General features: G+C 40.6%; 20 protein-coding genes. 7 read left to right on the top strand and 13 right to left on the bottom strand.

What is annotated here, in order from left to right; genetic code table 11:
- Positions 1 to 126 precede the first annotated feature (126 nt).
- Positions 127 to 1,296, bottom strand: coding sequence for a putative manganese transporter (locus tag QL984_RS11440; protein WP_013464997.1), 1,170 nt, complete (start codon positions 1,294 to 1,296; stop codon positions 127 to 129).
- 85 nt (positions 1,297 to 1,381) lie between these two features.
- Complete coding sequence (locus QL984_RS11445; protein ID WP_013464996.1) at positions 1,382 to 3,010, bottom strand: M28 family metallopeptidase; 1,629 nt, start codon at positions 3,008 to 3,010, stop codon at positions 1,382 to 1,384.
- Between the two features lie 107 nt (positions 3,011 to 3,117).
- On the opposite strand from QL984_RS11445, the gene QL984_RS11450 reads away from it, so the two are divergent.
- From QL984_RS11450 to QL984_RS11460, 3 genes are read left to right on the top strand one after another with little or no spacing between them, the layout of a single operon-like run.
- On the top strand, positions 3,118 to 3,930 hold the full coding sequence (locus QL984_RS11450; RefSeq protein WP_013464995.1) for a DUF3025 domain-containing protein: 813 nt from the start codon (positions 3,118 to 3,120) through the stop codon (positions 3,928 to 3,930).
- Positions 3,927 to 4,715, top strand: a complete 789-nt coding sequence (locus tag QL984_RS11455; RefSeq protein ID WP_033103409.1) for an ATP-binding cassette domain-containing protein — start codon at positions 3,927 to 3,929, stop codon at positions 4,713 to 4,715. Before QL984_RS11450 ends, QL984_RS11455 begins: the two co-directional genes overlap by 4 nt.
- Positions 4,708 to 5,916: an ABC transporter permease gene (locus tag QL984_RS11460; RefSeq protein WP_013464993.1), complete on the top strand. Its 1,209-nt coding sequence runs from the start codon at positions 4,708 to 4,710 to the stop codon at positions 5,914 to 5,916. Before QL984_RS11455 ends, QL984_RS11460 begins: the two co-directional genes overlap by 8 nt.
- 161 nt (positions 5,917 to 6,077) lie before the next feature.
- Here the strand turns inward: QL984_RS11460 and QL984_RS11465 are convergent, their stop codons facing one another.
- The 5 genes from QL984_RS11465 to QL984_RS11485 all read right to left on the bottom strand — a co-directional run bounded on the left by QL984_RS11465 (position 6,078) and on the right by QL984_RS11485 (position 11,841).
- Positions 6,078 to 7,802, bottom strand: a complete 1,725-nt coding sequence (locus tag QL984_RS11465; protein ID WP_033103411.1) for a proline--tRNA ligase — start codon at positions 7,800 to 7,802, stop codon at positions 6,078 to 6,080.
- A gap of 129 nt (positions 7,803 to 7,931) precedes the next feature.
- On the bottom strand, positions 7,932 to 8,636 hold the full coding sequence (gene tsaA / locus QL984_RS11470; RefSeq protein ID WP_090492532.1) for a tRNA (N6-threonylcarbamoyladenosine(37)-N6)-methyltransferase TrmO: 705 nt from the start codon (positions 8,634 to 8,636) through the stop codon (positions 7,932 to 7,934).
- 172 nt (positions 8,637 to 8,808) lie between these two features.
- Positions 8,809 to 9,378 (bottom strand): outer membrane beta-barrel protein, encoded by a 570-nt coding sequence (locus QL984_RS11475; RefSeq protein ID WP_033103413.1) that lies wholly within the window; start codon positions 9,376 to 9,378, stop codon positions 8,809 to 8,811.
- Positions 9,379 to 9,628: 250 nt separating this feature from the next.
- A complete protein-coding gene (locus QL984_RS11480; protein ID WP_024602547.1) occupies positions 9,629 to 10,093 on the bottom strand; it encodes an acyl-CoA thioesterase in 465 nt (154 codons plus the stop codon).
- Positions 10,094 to 10,194: 101 nt separating this feature from the next.
- A complete protein-coding gene (locus tag QL984_RS11485) occupies positions 10,195 to 11,841 on the bottom strand; it encodes an electron transfer flavoprotein-ubiquinone oxidoreductase (RefSeq protein WP_138764535.1) in 1,647 nt (548 codons plus the stop codon).
- 219 nt (positions 11,842 to 12,060) lie between these two features.
- Between QL984_RS11485 and QL984_RS11490 the strand changes: the two genes are divergently transcribed.
- The 3 genes from QL984_RS11490 (at position 12,061) to QL984_RS11500 (ending at position 15,004) form a co-directional block, all read left to right on the top strand.
- Positions 12,061 to 12,810 (top strand): electron transfer flavoprotein subunit beta/FixA family protein, encoded by a 750-nt coding sequence (locus QL984_RS11490; protein ID WP_013464986.1) that lies wholly within the window; start codon positions 12,061 to 12,063, stop codon positions 12,808 to 12,810.
- Positions 12,811 to 13,737, top strand: coding sequence for an FAD-binding protein (locus QL984_RS11495; RefSeq protein WP_013464985.1), 927 nt, complete (start codon positions 12,811 to 12,813; stop codon positions 13,735 to 13,737).
- Positions 13,738 to 13,924: 187 nt separating this feature from the next.
- Positions 13,925 to 15,004, top strand: a complete 1,080-nt coding sequence (locus tag QL984_RS11500; protein ID WP_016900370.1) for a heparan-alpha-glucosaminide N-acetyltransferase domain-containing protein — start codon at positions 13,925 to 13,927, stop codon at positions 15,002 to 15,004.
- A 57-nt stretch (positions 15,005 to 15,061) separates the two neighbouring features.
- Here QL984_RS11500 and asnS read toward each other — a convergent pair whose 3' ends face one another.
- A complete protein-coding gene (asnS, locus tag QL984_RS11505) occupies positions 15,062 to 16,459 on the bottom strand; it encodes an asparagine--tRNA ligase (protein WP_013464983.1) in 1,398 nt (465 codons plus the stop codon).
- 291 nt (positions 16,460 to 16,750) lie between these two features.
- Here asnS and QL984_RS11510 point away from each other — a divergent pair, with 291 nt between their 5' ends.
- Positions 16,751 to 17,185: an ATP-binding protein gene (locus QL984_RS11510; protein WP_138764536.1), complete on the top strand. Its 435-nt coding sequence runs from the start codon at positions 16,751 to 16,753 to the stop codon at positions 17,183 to 17,185.
- 3 nt (positions 17,186 to 17,188) lie between these two features.
- Here the strand turns inward: QL984_RS11510 and QL984_RS11515 are convergent, their stop codons facing one another.
- Genes QL984_RS11515 through QL984_RS11535 form a run of 5 tightly spaced genes read right to left on the bottom strand, consistent with a single transcriptional unit; the run spans position 17,189 to position 22,231 of the window.
- Positions 17,189 to 17,818 (bottom strand): Vat family streptogramin A O-acetyltransferase, encoded by a 630-nt coding sequence (locus QL984_RS11515; RefSeq protein ID WP_290172793.1) that lies wholly within the window; start codon positions 17,816 to 17,818, stop codon positions 17,189 to 17,191.
- A 30-nt stretch (positions 17,819 to 17,848) separates the two neighbouring features.
- Positions 17,849 to 18,859 (bottom strand): ABC transporter ATP-binding protein, encoded by a 1,011-nt coding sequence (locus tag QL984_RS11520; RefSeq protein ID WP_138764537.1) that lies wholly within the window; start codon positions 18,857 to 18,859, stop codon positions 17,849 to 17,851.
- Positions 18,860 to 18,872: 13 nt separating this feature from the next.
- A complete protein-coding gene (locus QL984_RS11525; RefSeq protein WP_024602540.1) occupies positions 18,873 to 20,372 on the bottom strand; it encodes an iron ABC transporter permease in 1,500 nt (499 codons plus the stop codon).
- Positions 20,372 to 21,418: an extracellular solute-binding protein gene (locus tag QL984_RS11530; RefSeq protein ID WP_036957285.1), complete on the bottom strand. Its 1,047-nt coding sequence runs from the start codon at positions 21,416 to 21,418 to the stop codon at positions 20,372 to 20,374. The genes QL984_RS11525 and QL984_RS11530 overlap by 1 nt, the downstream gene beginning before the upstream one ends.
- Complete coding sequence (locus QL984_RS11535) at positions 21,419 to 22,231, bottom strand: hypothetical protein (protein WP_013464977.1); 813 nt, start codon at positions 22,229 to 22,231, stop codon at positions 21,419 to 21,421. It lies immediately after the preceding gene.
- Between the last annotated feature and the right edge of the window lie 52 nt (positions 22,232 to 22,283).

Consider the following 22,283-nt stretch of genomic DNA (forward strand, 5'->3'; position numbering starts at 1 on the left):
ATTTCTAATATCGGATTTTGAAGCCATGGAAAGATCAGTCAAGTGATCATAAAAATATTCTTAACTGATCTGCATTAAGCAACTAGCTGGTTTTTTTATAACTAAATAAATAAAAGCTAGACTGATTTAGCTCAGAAAATACAGGCCATAACCAACCATTAATGCCGGTATGGCGGTATAAATTGTAGCAATAATAGCCGCTTTAGGTGTCATGGCAATGGCTGGGAAAAGTGCATCGCCATCGTTGGAAATGGCATTGGCCGCTAATGCGCTAAACGGAATAACCCCTTGAATATATAAAGTGGTAACAATTATTTGCGGGCCACAGCCAGGTAAAAAACCAATTAATACCGCTATGAGCGGGGCCATATAAGCATAATTTAAAAACCATGTTTTTAAGTCAAGGCCAAACACTGTTACCAGTAGTTCAAATAATATAAAGGAGGCAACCACCCACGCGGTTACAAAATGAGTATCTTGCAGTACTTTTGTGAGTTTTGAAGGTGGACTGCATATATCATCTTCTGAGGTTACTTCTTTATAGCTTTCACCTTTTGAAGATAACGCCCACATAAATACGACAAACAACGCCATTAATGCGCCAAAATGAGTAACAGTGAATGTGGTGTACTGCCCAAATTGGCTCAAATCAATATTAAAAGCGAGTAAAAAGGCAATGAGTAACCCCGGAATAATAGCGATGTACCAAATAGGCTTACTGAGCGTAATTATCTTCGTCGGTAAAAGGGTAATCTGTGGTGTGTGCTTTTGATCAGTTGGGCATAAGTAGCCTGTTTTATGAAGTGTGTTGACGATTAAACCCGTTACAGAACCAACCACAAACCCTATTGCCATGATGGTTAAACCCTCGGTAGGGCGAGTCGCTAATAATAAAAACGCGGCATCACCCATAGTCGCCGTTAATACAGCCACAATTGCGCCAAAGCTAGCTTGGCCTTTTGTAAATTGAGTCACCACAATAATCGCGCCACCACAGCCTGGTAACATGCCTAAAAAAGCAGCAAAGCTGACCTCTAATACCGGTGACTTAGCATTTAGGTAACGAAGCTCTAGTTGGGGTAAATGATCAATCGCGTAGTAGTAAATAAATAAGGTCGCAGCAACAAACACACTCACTTGAAAAAAAGCATCACTGAGTGCAGTAATTGTTATGGTGCGTAAATCGGGCAGGGCTAAACAGACTAAAATTAACAGAGGTAAAATTAGGCGTTTATTTTGATGAAAAACACGTTTTGCAGCTGGCGAAATAACTCCTAAATGGGATGTTAAAAACATACAGTACGACCTAATTAAAGAATGAGATCGCACTGTACTATTTTATTAAATGATAATCAATATCATTTAAGTGTTGCCGCAGTAGTTACTTTTTACGTTGAAACTCTGAGTTTTCATTCCACGTAGGCCACTGAGTTTGTTGTGAAATATCAAAACCTACTTTATAAAATAATTGTAAATCTTGAACCGCACCTGATAAATCCCACTCATCGCGGTATCTATCACAAGGTTGATGGTAACAACCACGCAGTACTAAGCTCATACGCTTACGGTAATTTGCAGTTTCATCGTCAAACGCTTGTGTACCGCCACCGGCATACATGGCAGGAACACCCATATTAGCAAAGGCAAAGTGATCTGAGCGGTAGTAGCCACCTGAAGATGGTTTAGGGTCGCCCGATACTGTTCTGCCTTGCTCTTTGGCCGCAGTTGCTAATAGCTCATCCATTTGTGATTTACCAATACCCACCACACTAATATCTTTTACTTTACCTAATAGGTTTAAGCTGTCCATATTAATATTTGCAACGGTTTTATTAGCTGGAATAACTGGATTCGCGGCATAATATTTCGAGCCTAATAAACCTTGCTCTTCAGCGGTTACCGCTAAAAAGGTCATTGAACGGTCAGGGCGTTTACCTAGTTTGGTAAAGGCTTCGGCAACTTCTATCATACCGGCTGTACCTGTCGCATTATCGTGGGCACCATTATAAATTTGATCGCCTTTACGATTTTTATCCGTTCCTAAATGATCCCAATGCGCAGAGTAAATAATATGCTCATCGGGTGTTTTACTACCAGGAAGAGTGGCAATGAAGTTATAAGATACCGATTTTTTGATGGTGTTTTTTACATTCACAGTGGCTGTTAAATCGCCCATATCAACATGGTAAGCACCTTTGGCAGCGTTTGCTTTGGCGGTTTCAAAATTAAGGCCTGCTTTAGAAAAAAGCTCTTTTGCAACATCAACAGTAACCCAACCTTCAACAGCAACACGGTCCATATTATTGTTTTCTTTTACGAAACCAAATTGCTCGCCACTCCATGAGTTCTCAACCACAGACCAAGGGTAAGACGCTGGAGCAGTTTCATGAATAATAATAGCACCAGCAGCACCTTGACGGCTTGCTTCTTCGTATTTGTAAGTCCAACGCCCGTAATAGGTCATTGCATCGCCGGTGAATAAAGCAGGATCTTTAGTTGCAAAACCCGGATCGTTTACCAGCATAACAACGGTTTTACCTTTAACATCTAGGCCTTCGTAATCATTCCAGTTATATTCAGGTGCGTTAACACCGTAGCCCACAAATACAAGCTCCGAGTTTTCAATTCCTTCTTGCGCACTAATACGGCTACTACCCATAACCATGTCTTTTTTGTATTGGTAGTCTTTACCGCCAATATTAAGCACCATATCAGAGTCTGCTTCTAACGATACAAGCGGCACTTCTTGGAAAAAGCTGTCGCCATTACCCGGCTCAAAGCCTAAAGCAGTAAATTCTTTTGTTAAGTAATCAAGCGTAAGCTTTTCACCTTCAGATGAAGGAGCACGTCCACCAAATTCATCAGAAGCTAACACTTTTACATGCTTAGCAATTTCATCCGCTTGAATGCTGTTGTAGCCTTTAGCGACATCATCAGATGTAATACTTGTTGTTGCACAGCCGGCTAAAATTGCCGTTGTTATTAGGGTCAAAGAAAAATAACGTTTCATATTGGCTCTTTTTTTGTTCTAAGTGGCATTAGTATATGAACTTCTGTTAATTAGAACCAGTTTTTGCGGTAAACTGTTGCTGATAAAAATGTACAGTAAAGGTAACAATGAAGCGTTTTACTCCCCCAGAACAATTTCAAGTAACGAGTATAAATGGAGGTGCATTTGAGCACCTTCGTCAGCTGTTTAAAATAGATCAGCAAACAGACTGGCCTGAGCCTGCGTACTTTACCCCGTATTTAAACGCCATCAATGCTAATAATCTGCCAATTCGTTTTGTCGATGATGCCAAGGTTGATTTTGCTGAGCGCTATTATGAACAAGTCATTTTTGAAACAGGGGACGTGCCCACCCGACAACAAAACTGGCATGATCTGTTTGGTGGTTTTATTTGGTGCTTATTTCCAAAAACAAAAGCCCTTATTAATCAGCGTCATGTTGATGAAATAGCGTTGCATGGATTAAAACAACGAAGTAAACACCGTAACGCACTGACCTTGTTTGACGAGTGTGGGGTTGTGCTAGCTGTCAGCGAATCACAGTGGAAAGAGTGGTTAAGAGATCATCAATGGAAGACTGCATTTGTAGAGCACAAAGTACAGTGGGGGAAAACCATTGCGCCTTTCATGTTTGGCCATGCTAATTATGAAATGTTAACCAAACCTTATATTGGACTGACTGGCAAAGCCTTATTTGTAAATGTACCGGATGAAATATTTTGTAAAGATTTAGTAACTCAATACCAGTACCTAGATCAGCGCCTTTATGAGATGATTAAAACTGATGATTGTTTAGCCGATAACAAACAGCTTTCACCTTTACCTTTATTAGGTGTTCCTGGTTGGTTTGATGAGAATAACAATCCATCATTTTACGATAACACGGACTATTTTAGACCGAAACGAAGGACACGAAAATGATAGAAGTTACCGCGCTTAAAAAGAAGTTTAAGCTCACTAAAGATCATAAAAAAAATAAAATAGATGATATAGACCCCCGTGAAGATAAAGATTATTTTCACTCGGTTAAAAATGTCAGCTTTAGCTGTGCAAAAGGCGAAGTACTAGGGCTATTAGGACCGAATGGCGCGGGCAAAACCACGACGTTAAGAATGATCTCTACCGCTTTAAAACCGGATGATGGCAGTATTACTATTGCAGGAAACGACATAATTAAAAAGCCACTCATTGGGCGCAAGTGTATTGGTTTTTTATCTGGCTCTACTGGTTTATATGGTCGTTTAACGGTAAAAGAAAACATAGAGTACTTTGCAAAACTGCACGGCATGAGCAAGCAGGCTATTAAGGCACGCTGTGAAGAATTATTTACCTTACTTGATATGCATAAATTTATTGATAAACGCGCTGAGAACCTATCAACCGGCATGAAGCAAAAAGCCAATATAGCGCGTGCTGTGGTACACCACCCAGACGTTGTTATTCTCGATGAGCCAACTACCGGCCTCGATATTATGACCACCCAAACGGTGATCAACTTTATTAAAGGCTTAAAAGCACAAGGTACTCCTGTTATTTTTTCTACGCATCATTTAGATGAAGTAGCACTTTTATGTGACCGCGTTGCGGTAATTAATGAAGGCGTTAGTTGTTTTGATGGCACGCTTGCTGAATTTAAACAGGCAGGCAACAGTGAAGAATTAAATCAAGCGTTTATGAACATATTAACGGAGAAACATGATGTTTGAAGTATTTAAAAAGGAATTAACAGAGCTACTACGCGATAAAAAAACCTTATTGTTCGTGGTGGTATTTCCTATTGTGGTTTTCCCGTTGTTATTTGCTGTGGTTGCGTTTATATCCTCGCAAGCTGCGCTTGATGCTGAACAAAAAGTAAATACCTATGTGATTATCAATGGCGACTATGCACCAGAATTTACTGATAAAGTGTTTTATCACAAAAGCTTTGAGTTATATAAAGGTGATAAAACCTTCAACAGTATTGAGGAGCTAAAAGCTGGTGTAAACGCCGGCGATATCGACATGGGAATATACCTGCCAAGTGATGCAGTGCAAACATTAAATGAGCAAAAGCAAAGCGAATGGCAAGTTGTATTTAATGATTCAAAATCAATTAACTTCTTATTTGAGCGTGTCAAAGAGCTTGCTAAAGAGTACAGCGATACTTTACAAGAAAGTAAATTATTGAGCTTTGGTATAGATAAAAGCGCACAAGAATCTATTTTAAAGCCAGTTAATGTAGTTAAAGTAGACACTGCCGATAAGCGTGAAAACCTAGGTGAAAAAGTGGGTGGGTTTTTACCTTATCTACTTATTCCGTTAGTACTGGTAGGCGCAACGTATCCTGCTATTGATTTAGGGGCCGGTGAAAAAGAACGAGGTACCTTAGAAACCTTATTACTTACACCTATTACTCGTACCGAGCTAGTATTGGGTAAATTCATTACTCTACTAACCACGTCAATTGCATCAACCACTATAACCGTAATTAGTATGGGGTGTTGGATAGCCTTAGCGCTGGCTTTTGCTGATCTTGAATTTATTAAAGCCGCTTTTAGTACATTGGCTATCACAGACTTACTAATGATTTTTGTCTTATTATTGCCTATAGCTGCAACCTTTTCTGCATTAGCTCTGGCAATATCAATCTATGCACGCTCGTTTAAAGAAGCGCAAAATTACATGACGCCATTAAGCATGGTCGTGTTTTTCCCGATTATTATTTCAATAATGCCTAACATGGAACTGACTTCTAAAACGGCGTTTATTCCCGTGACTAACGTCGCCTTAGCGATTAAAGAAATTGTTAAAGGCACCGTTGATTACACGCTAGTGGGATTGATATTCCTAGCAACAGCAATCATCGCTGGGGCACTCCTGGCATTTTGTGTGAAATGGTTTAATCGTGAAGATGTGTTGTTTAGATAATTCATAAGTATAAAAAAGGTCGCAGAGCGACCTTTTTTATTAATTATTACTAGGTTTTAGTGCTGAAATGAGTACTTAAAAAATCGAGCTTGGCTTACAGAAATTAATAAAAAACCGCTGTATGAAAAAACCATACAGCGGTTTTTTAATTAATTTTAAGCTTATGCATTAAATTGATTTTTGATTGTTTCAATCGCGCTATCAATATCTATCATTAGCTTTTCACCAGTGCGGCGGTTTTTAAGTTCTACCTTGTTTTCATCAAGGTTACGCTCACCAATTACAAGTGTGTAAGGTACACCGAGTAATTCCATGTCGTTAAACATAACACCAGGGCGCTCTTTACGGTCATCAAATAGCACATCTAAACCTGCATCTTTCAAACCTTGATATAGATTATTAGCAATATCAGGGATGCGATGCGATTTATGCATATTCATTGGCACAATTGCTAAATCGAAAGGGGCGATGGCTTTAGGCCAGGTAATACCGTATTGGTCATTATTTTGCTCAATGGCAGCGGCAACTACGCGCGATACACCAATACCATAACAACCCATAGTCATTGTTTGGTTTTTACCCGATTCGCTTAATACACCTGCTTTCATTGCTTCTGAGTACTTAGTACCTAGTTGGAAAATATGACCAACTTCAATACCGCGCTTAATTTGCAACGTGCCTTGACCACACGGGCTAGGATCGCCCTCAACAATATTACGGATATCAGCAACCTCGTAGTCTGTTACGTCGCGATCCCAGTTAATACCACTAAAGTGCTCATCGTCTTTGTTGGCACCAGCTACAAAATCAGCCATTACATTCGCGGTTCTATCAACAATAATTGGCATGTTTAAGCCAACAGGGCCTAAAGAACCCGGTTTTGCGCCAATGGCAGCCACAATATCTGCCTCGGTTGCCATTTCTAATGGTGCAGCAACCAGTGGGTGTTTTTCAGCTTTAAGTTCATTAAGCTCGTGATCGCCACGCAGTACTAGTGCAACTAAGCCACGTTTTCCGTCTTCATCAGGGGCGCCATAAACAATCAGTGTTTTAACACCGCGATGTGGTTTTACACCATAGTGTTTTTTCAGCTCATTAATTGTTTTAGCATCAGGCGTTGGGAATGCTTTTAGCTCTTTGCTTGCTTCAGGGCGCGATTCAGTTGGCGCTAGCGCTTCTGCTTTTTCAATATTAGCGGCGTAGTCACTAGCATCACTAAAGGCAATAGCGTCTTCGCCAGATTCAGCAAGTACGTGAAACTCATGCGATACACTACCGCCTATAGAGCCGGTATCAGCAATAACAGGGCGGAAATCAAGGCCTAAACGTTCAAAAATATTACAGTAGGCTTTGTGCATAACTTGATAAGTTGCATCTAAACATTCATCGGTTAAATGGAATGAGTAGGCATCTTTCATAGTAAATTCACGAGCACGCATAACACCAAAGCGCGGACGACGTTCGTCACGTACTTTAGTTTGTACTTGGTACAAAGTAATAGGCAGTTGCTTGTAGCTGTTAATTTCTTTGCGGACAAAATCGGTGATCACTTCTTCATGGGTAGGACCCATAGCAAATTCACGATTGTGACGATCGGTAAAGCGCATAAGCTCTGGACCAAACTCACTCCAGCGGCCCGATTCTTCCCATAAGTCAGCCGGTTGAATTACTGGCATTAGCATTTCAATTGCGCCTGCTTTATCCATTTCTTCGCGTACAATGTTTTCTACTTTTCTAAGCACACGTAAACCAGAGGGTAGCCAAGTGTATAAACCCGAAGCGACGCGACGGATCATTCCGGCTCTAAGCATTAATTGATGCGATACAATTTCCGCATCTGATGGCGTTTCTTTAAGTGTAGCGAGTATATATTGACTAGTACGCATGTTTTTTCCGAAATAGAGTAATATGTTCTTTTAATTAAGGCGCTCAGTTTACCAGCGGATGCATTGACACTAAAGCGCTAAGTGATTTTTTATCGCATTTTATAGCCATAGCAGGGTTTTAAAGTTAGTTTAACTGGGCTCTATATGAGTAACCAGATGATGAGAATCAGTCACTTGCCAAGTAATATTGTATTCATACAAATTCATACCATAACTTTGCATGCCTTGTTTTTGCTTTTTATACGCTGGGCGAGGATCTTGTTTTAGCACATTGCTGATAAACGCTTGTAGCTCAGGATAGTGGCTTTGTTTATTTATAAATTCCAAAGCTTGCTCACTAAATTCAACACTCATGTGAGTTTCTGGGCGCGTGTCGGCAAAGCCTGCACTGGCATCAGGTAAAGCGTCTGAATAGGGCAAATAAGGCTTAATATCAACAATAGGTGTACCATCAAGTAAATCAATACCGGCGAGCAATAACGCTAACTGCCCATTTTTGTATTCAATTCCCTCTAACTTAACAGCACTCATCCCTATAGCGTTAGGTCTGAATGTGGCGCGGGTAGCAAAAACGCCTTTACGTTCATTACCACCAAGGCGCGGCGGGCGCACCATTGCTGAATAGCCTTTATCCGCGGTTTCATGAAAACGAAATAACAGCCAAATGTGGCTAAATTCATCTAAACCACGAACAAATTCTTCACGATTAAAATCTGGAGCAAAAATTAGTTTAGCTTTTGCTTCAGGCACTAATCGAGGTTGTCTAGGAATGGCAAATTTTTGTTTATACGGTGATTGGATATGGCCAATAGCTGAAATTTGATAATCGCTCATAATGCTCGGTTATAGAAAAAATAGAGCGTTATTCTACCTTTTATTAACGTTGCTGGCATTAGCTTAATATAATCAGCATAAAGAGAGTTTAGACTGATTGGTTTAAATGTGGAATAAAAAAGGGCAAGGCTAAACCTAGCCTTACCCTTACATTGCAACTATTGAGTTGTTATTAAAACATATATTGGAAAGATACTGACGCAACGTCCATTTCTGGATCAATATCATCATCTAATTCGTAACGCTCATACTCTAAACGCACTTGCATATTGGTTGTGAAAGCATATTCAATACCTGCACCATAAAATACGTCACCACCGTCTTGTGATACGCTAACGCTGCCTACTGGTAGTTCTTGAGTTACATCAGCATCCCATTCAAACCAACCGCCTTTTGCATAAACAGAAAAATCTTCAGTGATTGGCGCTGCAAAACGCGCTGCTAGTGATACCCCATCGATTTCTGCTTTACTGTCTATGTCACTCACTTCATCAAAATTTTGATAGGCAAGTTCAAGGCTTAAATGTTCATTAAATTGAGTACCGATATAACCTTTTAACATTTGCGCATCGTCATCGAAATCGGTGTCGTTTTCGCTATCTTCAAACTGAAATGAATATTGGCCGTAACCAATACCCGTATAAATACGTGGAGAGTCCATGTCGGTAACATCAGCCTGTGCTGCTGAATTAAAACCCAGTGTTGCTAAAGCAAGTGCAGAGAGAGAAAGTGTTTTAATCATTGTATAGCTCCTTTAAAAAATAAAATCTAATGTTCGATAGATTTATCAAACGTCGATTTACTAATTGCAGTGAACATGCCAATAATTTTTTTGTTCAATATTTGCTCTTAAAGTGTATTTATTGAACTTTTTTGGTGGTTTAAGTACGCAAAACATCCAGCTGTTAAGCGTACTGTTAATTTGTAAAAAAATAAAAATTGTAGAATTTACAGCTTGTTGTAGATTATACATACCTGCAAAAGGTACTTAATTAAACTTGATAAAGTAAGTTTTCTGTTTCTATCGCTATTTGTTTCATTTTAATGGCGTAATTTTCTAGCTTTTTATCTTCGTCAGTAACAGATGTGAATTCAGGAACGGCAACAGGGTAACCCGTCTCATCCATAGCAACAAAACTTATTACACAATGATTAGTTTCAACTAAGTTTTGGGTTTTAGGGTCGCCACAGCGTACTTGTATGAAAATTTGCATACTGGTTTTACCGGTGTGTGCAATTTTGGCTTCCACTTCAACAATTTGGCCAACCAAAATAGGACGGCTAAACTTAACGCCCGCAACCGATACGGTTACGCAGTAATGACCGCTCCAACCTGCAGCACAGGCATAGCCTGCTTGGTCAATCCACTTCATGACCACACCACCATGCACCTTACCACCAAAATTTACATCGGTAGGCTCTGCTAAAAAACGAAAAATTACACTCGACGACGCCATAACACACTCTCATTTATTCATATTGCTTAACAGCATAGCGCAAAAAAGGGGCCGAAGCCCCTGCAATTTAGGATAAGTTTATAATTTCTTTAGAAAGGTTGTTACATATTGGGGTAGTTAGGACCGCCAGCACCTTCAGGGGTGACCCAGGTGATATTTTGGTTCGGATCTTTAATATCACAGGTTTTACAATGCACACAGTTTTGTGCATTGATCACAAAGACTTGCTCGCCTTCGACTTCTTGTACTTCATAAACGCCGGCAGGGCAGTATCGCTGTGCAGGTTCATCAAATTTGACTAAATTTACCTTAATCGGAATTGATGCATCTTTGAGTTTTAAATGACACGGCTGCGATTCTTCATGATTAGTGTTTGATAAAAATACCGAAGAAAGCTTATCAAAGCTGAGTTTGCCATCAGGCTTCGGATAGGCAATCTTTTCAGCTTGATCAGCGTCTTTTAAAGTGGCGTGATCGGGTACGTTATCTTTAAAACTAAACGGTAGGGCACCCTTAAATATGTTTTGATCAAGGGTGTTGTATGCGCCGCCTGCAAATTTACCTAATGTATGCATTGCAGGGCCAAAGTTACGAGATTGATACAGCTCTTTATACGCCCATGACTTTTTAAACTCAGCGGTGTACTGGGTTAAATCAGTGTTAGCTAAATCGTTTTGTAGCGCATTAAAAATGACCTCAGCGGCTATCATGCCTGACTTCATAGCCGTATGATTACCTTTAATTTTTGCAAAATTAAGCGTGCCTGCATCACAGCCCACTAACAAGCCACCCGGGAAATGCATTTTAGGTAAAGAGTGTAAACCGCCTTTGGCAATGGCGCGCGCACCATAAGCTATACGCTCACCCCCTTCGAGAGTGTTTTTAAATACCGGGTGGTGTTTTAAGCGCTGAAACTCATCAAATGGGCTTAAATGTGGATTTGAATAATTTAAATCAACAATTAAACCAACCACCACTTGGTTGTTTTCGCTATGATACATAAAAGCACCACCGCCAGTATCGCCACTCAATGGCCAACCGGTTCCGTGAACTACTTTACCAAGCTGATGTTTAGATTCATCCACTTGCCAAATTTCTTTAAAGCCTAAACCGTAATGCTGTGGCGAGCTTTCATCGTCTAAAGCAAACTGATTGATCAGTTGCTTACCTAAATGGCCGCGACAGCCCTCAGCAAATACCGTGTATTTAGCACGTAACTCCATACCCGGCATGTAACCGTCTTTTTCGTCGCCGTTTTTATCCAGCCCCATATCACCGGTAATAATGCCTTTAACAACATCATCTTCAATAATAAGTGAATGAGCACTAAAGCCTGGAAAAATTTCAACGCCTAAGCTTTCTGCTTGTTCAGCAAGCCAACGACATACATTCCCCATAGAAACAATGTAGTTACCGTTATTATGAAATGTGTTTGGGGTTGCAAAATGAGGGATAGAGGTTGCTTTTTGTCCGTTATTAAACCAATAAATTTCATCGCTTTGGACTTTAGTCGTAACAGGCGCGCCCAATTCTTGCCAGTTTGGCAGTAGCTCATCCAATGCTTTGGTTTCAAAAACAGCACCCGATAATACATGCGCGCCCACTTCAGAGCCTTTTTCAACCACACAAATCATGCACTCTTGTTGTTTTTCTTGTGCTTGCTGTGCGAGTTTAATTGCTGTTGAAAGCCCAGCAGGGCCTGCCCCTACAACAACAACATCAAATTCCATGGTTTCGCGTTCAATCATAATAACCTCTTTATCTATGACGGACTCACTTTTGCCCTGTAGGCAAAAAGTAAGCTAAGCAACCTGTTATTTTGTGATGCAAATTAAACGTTACAGGTTGTGAATAGTTTAAGGTTATTTTAGGTTGACGTTTACGTCAACAGGAAGTAGTCTGATTTCATAAAATAAATAGGTTGACGTAGACGTTAGCTTATAGGTTTAAATAATTATGGAGTCCCTATGAAAGTTCTCGTACCAATAAAAAGAGTGATTGATTACAACGTAAAAGCTCGCGTTAAACCTGATAACAGCGGTGTTGATTTAACAAACGTAAAAATGGCAATGAACCCATTTTGTGAAATTGCGGTAGAAGAAGCAATTCGTTTAAAAGAAGCGGGTACTGCAAGCGAAGTAGTTGTTGTGACTATTGGCGCTAAAGCATCACAAGAGCAATTACGCACAGCACTTGCCCTTGGCGCTGATAAAGCGATTCATGTTGAAACCGAGCAAAACCTAGAATCTCTCCATATTGCAAAGTTACTTGCTAAAGTGGTTGAGCAAGAATCTCCTGAGCTGGTTATTTTAGGCAAGCAATCTATCGATTCTGATAATAATCAAACGGGCCAAATGCTAGCAGCATTAACTAATCGCGGCCAAGGTACATTTGCTTCAAAAGTTGTTATTGAAAATGGCAAAGTGAATGTAACCCGCGAAGTTGATGGCGGTTTGCAAACTGTTGCACTTAATTTACCCGCGATTGTAACCACCGATTTACGTTTAAACGAGCCTCGTTATGCGTCGCTACCTAATATTATGAAAGCTAAACGTAAACCGCTAGAAGTTATTGCGGCTGATTCGTTAGGTGTCGATTTAACACCGCGTATTGAAGTCGTTCGTGTAGAAGAACCAGCAAAACGCAGCGGCGGCATTATTGTTGAAGACGTTGCACAGCTTGTAGAAAAACTTAAAACAGAGGCAAAGGTGATTTAAATGAAAACTCTTGTAATTGCAGAGCACGATAACGGTGCCTTAAAACCAGAAACCTCAAAAACCATTAATGCCGCTAAAAAATTAGGTCTTGATGTCGATGTATTGTTAGCTGGCATAAATTTAGGTGCGATGAGTGAGTCACTTGCGAGCATTGAGGGTGTTGCAAGTGTATTACTTGCAGATAACGCGGTGTACGAACATCAACTCGCTGAGAGCATGACAGATTTAGTGTTATCACTTGCAGATAACTACAGCCATATTGTGGCAAGTGCCACAACGACAGGTAAAAACTTTATGCCGCGTGTTGCCGCATTATTAGATGTTGCACAAATTTCAGAAATTATTGATGTTATTGACGCAGACACGTTTAAACGCCCAATCTATGCGGGAAATGCCATAGCAACGGTTAAATCACTCGATAATAAAAAAGTGATCACCGTGCGTGCAAGTAGCTTTGATTTACAAGGCGAACAAGCACCAGCTAATGTCACAACCTTAGATACGGTCTCTGATTCACAGTTAAGTAGCTTTGTAAGTGTTGAGCAAACTGAATCTGAACGCCCAGAGCTCACCGCAGCTGATGTGGTTATTTCAGGTGGTCGAGGCATGCAAAATGGTGAAAACTTTGCGCTACTTAATGGTATTGCCGATAAACTGGGAGCTGCAATTGGCGCTTCACGTGCAGCGGTTGACGCAGGCTTTGTTCCTAACGACATGCAGGTAGGTCAAACAGGTAAAATTGTAGCGCCTAATTTATATATTGCCGTAGGTATAAGTGGTGCCATTCAGCATTTAGCAGGCATGAAAGACTCAAAAATTATTGTGGCCATTAATAAAGACCCAGATGCGCCTATTTTCCAAGTGGCTGATTACGGTTTAGTTGCTGATTTATTTGATGTATTACCTGAACTTGAACAAGCTTTATAAAGTTTAATAACCACAGCATTATATAAAGTTAAATATTCTGATTTAAAGCCGCCGTTTCATTCTTGATTCTGCGGCTTTTTTAATTCAATAACGCCACTTATCTAAATTACTTGCGCTTGGCTTTTTTTTATAACAAAGTGACAGCGTTGTCATTTGTAGTCATACAAATTATTAAATAGGAGCCAAAATGACAAGGTATAAAGCGCTTGATGCTATGCGAGGGTTAACCATCGCATTAATGATACTGGTAAATACACCGGGTTCGTGGTCCCACGTGTATGCCCCTTTACTTCATGCCGATTGGCATGGGTGTACACCAACGGATGTAATTTTTCCGTTTTTCATGTTTATTATTGGCTCTGCGATGTTTTTTTCATTTAAAAAAACCAACAGCACAGCTAATGCAAGCCAAGTGTTACGGCTGATAAAACGAGGAGCAATTATTTTTGCTATTGGCTTAGCGTTAAATATGTATCCCTTTACCACGAGCATTGAAAACTTAAGAATACTGGGCGTATTACAGCGAATAGGCATTGCCTATATTTTAGCGTCTATCTGTGTATTGTTACTCAACAGGCGAGGGGTGATCAGCTTATCGGTTGTTATTTTAATTGCATATTGGTTACTGCTTTTAAGTGTTGGTCCTAATAATGCGTATACACTAGAGAATAACTTAGTTAGAACGGTTGATATAGCGGTATTAGGTGAATCGCATTTGTGGCAAGGTAAAGGATTAGCGTTTGATCCAGAAGGGCTTTTGAGCACCTTACCAAGTGTAGTAAGTGTTTTATTTGGCTTTGAGGTTACCCGTTTACTTACCAGCTCTAGCAGTCAATGGACAAGTATTAAGCGTTTGTTGGTCATTGGGGTTGTTGGTATCGCTTTAGGGCAATTAGGCTCGCTGATTATGCCAATTAATAAATCGCTTTGGACCAGCACCTTTGTTATTTACACCTCAGGGATTGCCTGTATTGTACTGGCCTTTTTTGTGTGGCTTTGCGACATAGTAAAACCCGAACGTCTTGTTAATCCATTAATTGTATATGGCTCGAATCCGTTGTTTATTTATGTGTTATCGGGTGTGTGGGTACTGAGCTATTCACTGGTTAATATTGGCGAGCTAAACTTGGGGGATTGGATGTATGAGCAACTCGCTTTAGTTATGAGTGCTAAATTGGCATCGTTCACCTTTGCTTTATTACATGTTATTGGCTTTTGGTTAATTTCAAATATGCTTTATAAGCGAAAGATATTTATAAAGATTTAGGACAATAAAAAACCAACCCTTAGGTTGGTTTTTTTATTTAACGTTACAAAGCGTGGCTTAGTACGTTGCGCTGCCTTTAGTACGAGGGAATGCAATTACATCACGTACGTTACCCATACCGGTAACATAAGCAACTAAGCGCTCAAACCCTAAACCAAAGCCAGAGTGTGGCACGCTACCGTATTTACGTAGGTCGCGGTACCAGCTGTAGTCTTCTTTATTTAAGCCCATTTCGTCAAGGCGTGCATCTAATACATCAAGACGCTCTTCACGTTGTGAACCACCAATGATCTCACCAATGCCAGGTGCTACTACGTCCATAGCCGCAACAGTTTTGCCGTCTTCGTTTTGACGCATGTAAAATGCTTTAATATCGCGCGGGTAGTTTTTAATAACAACCGGTGCTTTAAAGTGTTCTTCTGCTAGGTAGCGCTCGTGCTCAGACTGTAAATCTACACCCCATTCAACAGCGTACTCAAATTTCTTGCCACACGCTTTTAGAATCTCTACAGCGTCTGTGTAATCAACTTGTGCGAAGTCTTTTTCAACAAATTCTTCTAAACGGCTAATGGCTGTTTTTTCGATACGTTGAGCAAAAAACTCCATGTCGTCACGGCGTTCTTCAAGTACGGCTTTAAACACGTACTTAAGCATGTTTTCAGCCAATTTTGCGATATCTTCTAAATCAGCAAACGCAACTTCTGGCTCTACCATCCAAAATTCAGCTAAGTGGCGAGATGTATTTGAATTCTCTGCACGGAACGTAGGACCAAAGGTGTAAATTTTTGACATAGCAGATGCATATGTTTCACCGTTTAGCTGGCCAGATACCGTTAGGAATGCTTCTTTACCAAAAAAGTCTTCGCTGTAATCAATTTCGCCTTTATCTGTCATTGGCAGGTTTTGCATATCAAGGGTTGATACGCGGAACATTTCACCTGCGCCTTCACAGTCACTGGCTGTGATGATTGGTGTACTGATCCAGTAAAAGCCTTGCTCATGATAAAAACGATGAATCGCTTGTGCTAAGCAGTTACGTACACGCGTTACTGCGCCAATCATGTTGGTGCGCGGGCGAAGGTGAGCGTGCTCACGTAAATACTCAATGCTGTGGCGCTTAGCCGACATTGGGTAAGTATCTGGATTTTCAACCCAACCTAACACAGTCACTGAGTTAGCTTGAATTTCGAAAGATTGCCCTTGTCCTGCTGATTGTACTAATACACCGGTAACCGACACAGAACAGCCTGCTGTTAAGCTTGTAACTTCATCATAATTATTCAGTGAATTAGGAACTACCGCTTGAATAGGATCAAAACACGAACCGTCATGAACGGCTAAAAATGATATTCCTGCTTTTGAATCGCGGCGTGTACGGATCCAGCCTTTAATGGTTACTTGGCTGTCTACCGCAACATTGCCTTTTAATAGCTCTGAAATCGCTAAATGGCTCATCTTCACTCCAATGATATAAGTTGCCTAACTATATAAATTAATTGTGCGTTACTCATGCATTTATGTATGTAAGGTCACTGCACTTGAACCTTGTATAATACCTAGTAAAGTAAAATAAAAAAACTGTTGTGGGCAACTCTTTAAAAGTTTTTAGTCATGCGCGGTTTTTTTAACCAGTTTTTAGTGTTAAATGGCCACTATTACCATTTGTTACTCTGAAAATTCATCAATTTGTGGCATTATTAGTAAACAAACCAAATTTACGTTTACCATTAATAAAAAATGGATGCTATGAAACAAGTTTTTATTTTACGAGGACTGCCAGGCAGTGGTAAGTCATATTATGCGCAAAATCTCGCTGACGAATTATCGGGCGCAGATGAAAGCAATTATTTTATTTGCTCAACAGATGATTACTTTGTAAACGAGCAGGGTGAATATCATTTCGATAAGTTTAAATTATCGCAATATCATAACGTAAACCTAGCACGTTTTATTAACGCGTTAGCACAAGGTATTGAACTGGTTATTGTTGATAACACTAACATTAAAAAATGGGAATTCATTGCCTATTCGCAAGCAGCGATAGCTTTAGGGTATCAAGTAAAAGAAGTGATTGTTGGTGAAGTAAAAGACAAATCAATGCAGCACTTATATGCCAAGCGCAACAGCCATAACATACCGCTTAAAACCATTAGTAAAATGGCCTACATGTTTGAGTGGTAATTATTAAATGTTAGCTAATACGTCTATATCAGCGTGGGTAATGGCATCTAAATGTGCGGTGATTTTTTCACTGCTCCAATCCCACCATGCAATCGCTAAAAATTGATTGATAGTTGTTTCATTAAAACGCTTTTTTATTACTTTTGCAGGATTACCGCCTACAATGCTATAGGCAGGTACATCATTGGTTACCACAGATTTACTCGCTATGATGGCGCCGCTGCCAATTTTTACCCCCGGCATAATAGTGGCGTTGTAACCAATCCATACATCATTACCTATTTCAGTATTGCCCTTGAAAGGTAAGTCACCTTGTTGAGGAGCAGACTGTTCCCAACCGTTGCCAAATATAAAAAATGGATAAGTAGAAAAGCCGGAGGTTTGATGGTTAGCCCCATTCATTATAAAAGTAACGTCTTTAGCTATGGCGCAAAACTTACCAATAATGAGACGGTCTCCGATAAAATCGAAATGGTAGAGCACATTTTTTTCAAAATGTTCAGGCCCATCAGGGTCGTCGTAATACGTGTAATCACCTACTTCTATATTAGGTGACTTAATAAAGTTTTTTAAATAACCTACTTGAGGAAAACCGTCCATAGGTGATGGATTGTTTGGATTTGGTCCGTTCATGGTTTCCTCTCAAGTAAGATAAATAGGCTACTAGCTTTTAAATGCCGCCAATGGGTGAGATGTACTGAGCGAAACATGTACCTTGTCACCTGGGTGTACAACAACCTCATGGCTTACTCGGCTAGTTACCACGGTTTCGCATGCAAGTTTAACCGCGCATAAACGGCTACCGCCTTCAAAGCGTACCCAAATTACTTCACCATTATTACCAATACTGCTTTGTACTAGTAACACATCGTCTGGGCGTAATAATACGTCAACCTCACCAGTGTCACAATCAACGCCGTTTGCAGGCACATTACCAATATCGGTAAGCGCTTGGCCGTTATTTAGGGTTCCTTTTATAAAGCTGGCTTCACCTAAAAAGCGGGCAACAAAGCGGTTGTTTGGTGTACTAAAACACTGCTCTGGGGTATCAATTTGTTGTATTTTACCGCCTTTTAAAACACCCACACGATCGCCCACCGAAAGCGCTTCTTCTTGATCGTGCGTTACCCAAATTGCCGGTACACCAGCTTCTTTTAATGCGTTGCGTATATCCCAACGCAACATATCTTTTAAGGCAGCATCAAGGTTAGATAACGGCTCATCAAGTAATACAAAGTCAGGTTGGTGGGCAAGGGTACGTGCTAATGCTACGCGTTGCTTTTGCCCGCCTGACAGTGTGGCTGGTTTTTTATGCCTAAATGCATCTAAACCAAGAAGTTTTAGCCAGTGATCGGCAGGGCTGCTGTCTTTTAATTTAAAACATACGTTTTGTTCAACCGTTAAATGGGGAAACAATGCAAAGTCTTGAAACACCATACCCACGCTGCGTTTTTCAGGCGCCACAGTATGTTTTGGCGTAGCAGTCCATTTAGCCACTTTAATTTCACCGTCGCTAATCGGTAAAAGCCCCGCTAGCGCTTGTAAAATCGTACTTTTTCCGCAACCTGTTGGACCAACAAGCATTAATATTTCGCTTTCACCTAGGGTGAAATTTAAATCGCTAACAACACGGTTACTGCCATAATCTATAGACAACTGACTTACAGATAGCATTTTTTATAAATCCTTAATGTTCAAACTGGTTGCGTTTTTCGCCAGACATCATAATAGCTAAAGCACCCGCAGAAATCACCACCAACAATAAGCCAGGAATAGCAGCACGGCCAAAATAACCAGCTTCATAAACACGCCATAAGTAGGTAGAAAGCGTTTCAAAGCCGGTGGGGCCTAATAAAAGTGTGGCTTCTAATTCACGCATTGACTCTAAAAAGACCAAGGCCCCACCTGCAATAATACCACGCATAGTTAGGGGCAAAGTAATACGCGTAAAGGCTTCGCGCGGGTTTGCGCCTAATACCCGCGCTGATTTTACCAAACTAGGGTCAAGGTGCTCGGTGCTGGTACGCACAGAACCTACCGCAAGTGGTAAAAAACGTAGCATATAAGCAATAATCAATAAGCCCAGCGTTTGATATAAAAAGGGCAGTTGTAAGCCGCCATACACAAGCGCTGTGCCCATAACAATACCCGGAATACCAAAACCAAAGTAAGTAACGCGTTCCATTACTTTACCGGCCTTACCACTTAAAGCCGCATGGGCAACCGGAATGGCAACAATAACCGTAACAATAGCCGCAATGGCTGAAGCGTAAGTTGAATGCCAGGCAATACTAAAATCAAACGAGCTAAAGCCATCACGCACTAACCACAAAGTAAATACTGCTAAAGGTAGGCCAATAGCGAGTAACAAAATAGGTGCAAAGGTGGCAAACATAGCGCCTAGTTGCCATTTTTTAGGGAATAAAATAAGCGAACGACCTTGACGCTCTGAGGCGGTTTTTATTTGTGATTCAATCATTAATAAAAAGCCAACAATCACCATCAGTTGCAGTGACAACATAGCCGCACGGCTTAAGGCAAAAGCATTGTATTCCACATAAATAACACGGGTAAACGTATCTAAGCGCATCATTGCGGGGGTACCAAAGTCAGATAAGGTATACAGCGCAACCAATAATGACCCTGCAGCAATGCCATTTATTACGCGGGGTAAAATAACTTTAAATACGCTTTGCGTCATCGACATACCCAGTGTGCGAGCAGCGTTGACCATACTGGCATCTAAACTAAGTAAAGACGAACGGGTAGTCATCATAACAAACGGAAAAGTATACAAGGTCATGACAATGGCGGCTCCCGTTAAGCCATACATAGAAGGGGTTTCAAAACCAAGTAAGTTGTTTATTTCACCGCCGGGACCAAATGCAGCATAAAGCGTAAAAGCGCCAATGTAACTGGGAATAGCAAGCGGGGCTGCAAACACCACCAGCCAAAACTTTTTAAACGGTAACTGCACATAGGCGCTAATGAATGCCAAGGGCACACCAATTAAAATTGAACCTAATACAGTTAATCCCATTAACGACAGGGTATTGCCTAAAATAGTTAAATTATGGCTATCAAAAAAAGAGCTTGCGTCAGAGGCAAGCGTAATTAAAACAAAAATAGGGGTCAGGGTCACTAGCGCTGCAAGCAGCGCCATTGGGTAAGATGTAGGTATTCGCATTATAAAACGCCGCTGCTGCGCATTAAATCTATAGTTGGGCGTAAATCAGCCAACTGGGTTAAATCAATTTTAGGTGGCGAAATACTGGTTAACTTAGGCAATCCATCGGGTTGAGTAATGCCATTAACCAAAGGGATTTCATAGGCTTCGCTTGCTAAATAACTTTGCACTTCAATGCTAAGTAAATAGCGCATAAAGTTGATTGCCAGTGGGTCTTCAGATAACGATAAAATACCTGAAGCGTTAACTAAACAGCCAGCATCATTTTGCGTAAAGGCTAAATCAAGTTTTGCATCGGGTTTACCTGATTTTAAGCGCAGCGTGTAGTAATGATTGGCAAAACCAATGTCTACTTCACCACGTTCAACGCCCATTACCACACCGAGTTCACCGGCGTAGGTTTTAGAACGTTTTTTAACTTTTTTGAGCCACTTAGCAGTTTTATCATCACCTTCTAAAAGTCGCATAGCAGTAATGAACGATTGAAAAGAAGCATAAGCAGGCGCCCAACCAATACTTAAATCACTGTCGGCAATGTCCATAATGCTTGTTGGAATTTGCTCTTTGGTTAAACGCTCAGTATTAAAAGGCAAAGTACGTATACGACCAGTTACAGGTGCCCATTCATCGTATCTAAATTGTGGCTGTAATTGCGCTGATAAATCACTCGGCATGGGCTTGGCAAGGCCCGCATCGGTAACTAAACCAATAGCGCCCGAATCGACAGCCCAAAATAAGTCGGCACGTTTAACCCCTGCATTTGCTTCGGCAACAATGGTGTTGGCAAGCGCTGCGGTAGGGCCGCGACGAATGGCAAGGTCAAGATCAGGGTTCTTTTTTTGAATGGCTTGTAATACGTTTTCGTATAAGCCACCTTCACCACGGCCTAAATAAAGCGTCAATGCACCTTTTAATTTAGGCAATGTATCAACAGACACGGGGTTTGCAATAGCAATATCAGCGGCAAAAGCGCGTGAAAGCGATAGCGGTAAAGCACCCGCTACCCCTAACGCAGCTAAGCCTTGAATAAAGGTTCTGCGTTTCACTTAAAATACATCCTTACGTGCTTTTTCTGCTTTTTCAATCAGCGTTTGAGCGCGGCTTAGTTTGGTTTGCATATCAACAACCACATCACGAACTTCATCAACACTTTTATTATTAGAAATTGCTTGTGGAAGTGTTACGTTAAAGTCTTTTTCTAGAACTTCTACTAACTTCGCGTCTTGCTCAATTAGTGTACCTTCAACACCTTCAAATAAATGTAGGTAAGTGTCGTGCACTATGTTGGTGGCTTCATCGCTTAAACGTTCTGCGTATTTAGCGACCACTCGGTCTAATTTATGTTTAATTTCGTCGATAGTCGCGCTTTGCGTCATTTCTTTGGTTGCTGTTGCTTTAACGCTATCTAGTAACCCTTTTTGTTGAAACTTAGCCGCCAGTTTAACTGCGCCTAATCCTTGCCATAGGGCATTATTCATTGCTTGTTGTTGTTTGCGTACTTCTAGCGCTGGTTTTTTATTATCGATAGCCATTTTTATGCCATACAAACCTTGCCAAATAGAGGCATAGACAGGCACGTAATTAGTTTCTATTGCGCTGTGGAATTTAACTGATTCCCAGTACTCAACCAAATCATCACTATTAACTGCTTTTGCGCCTTTTTTCTCGTAATCGCTTACCATGGTATCGACTTTAGAGATCATCCATTCAACGTCTTCATTGTAAGTTTTTAAATTAGCTTGAAGGTGATTAACATGCTCACCAATAGGGCCATTAGCAAATACAGGTTGTGCAAAAATCGCAGAGGCGAGTAAAAAACTTGCACTTAATGTCTTGGCAGGCTTAAGTAATATTTTCATAGCAAGTGAGTCCATAAATGTTATTGTAAATGATAGGCATTATCATATCCCT

Source organism: Pseudoalteromonas sp. APC 3495 (assembly GCF_030407645.1).
In the GTDB taxonomy this organism is placed as follows: domain Bacteria; phylum Pseudomonadota; class Gammaproteobacteria; order Enterobacterales; family Alteromonadaceae; genus Pseudoalteromonas; species Pseudoalteromonas tetraodonis.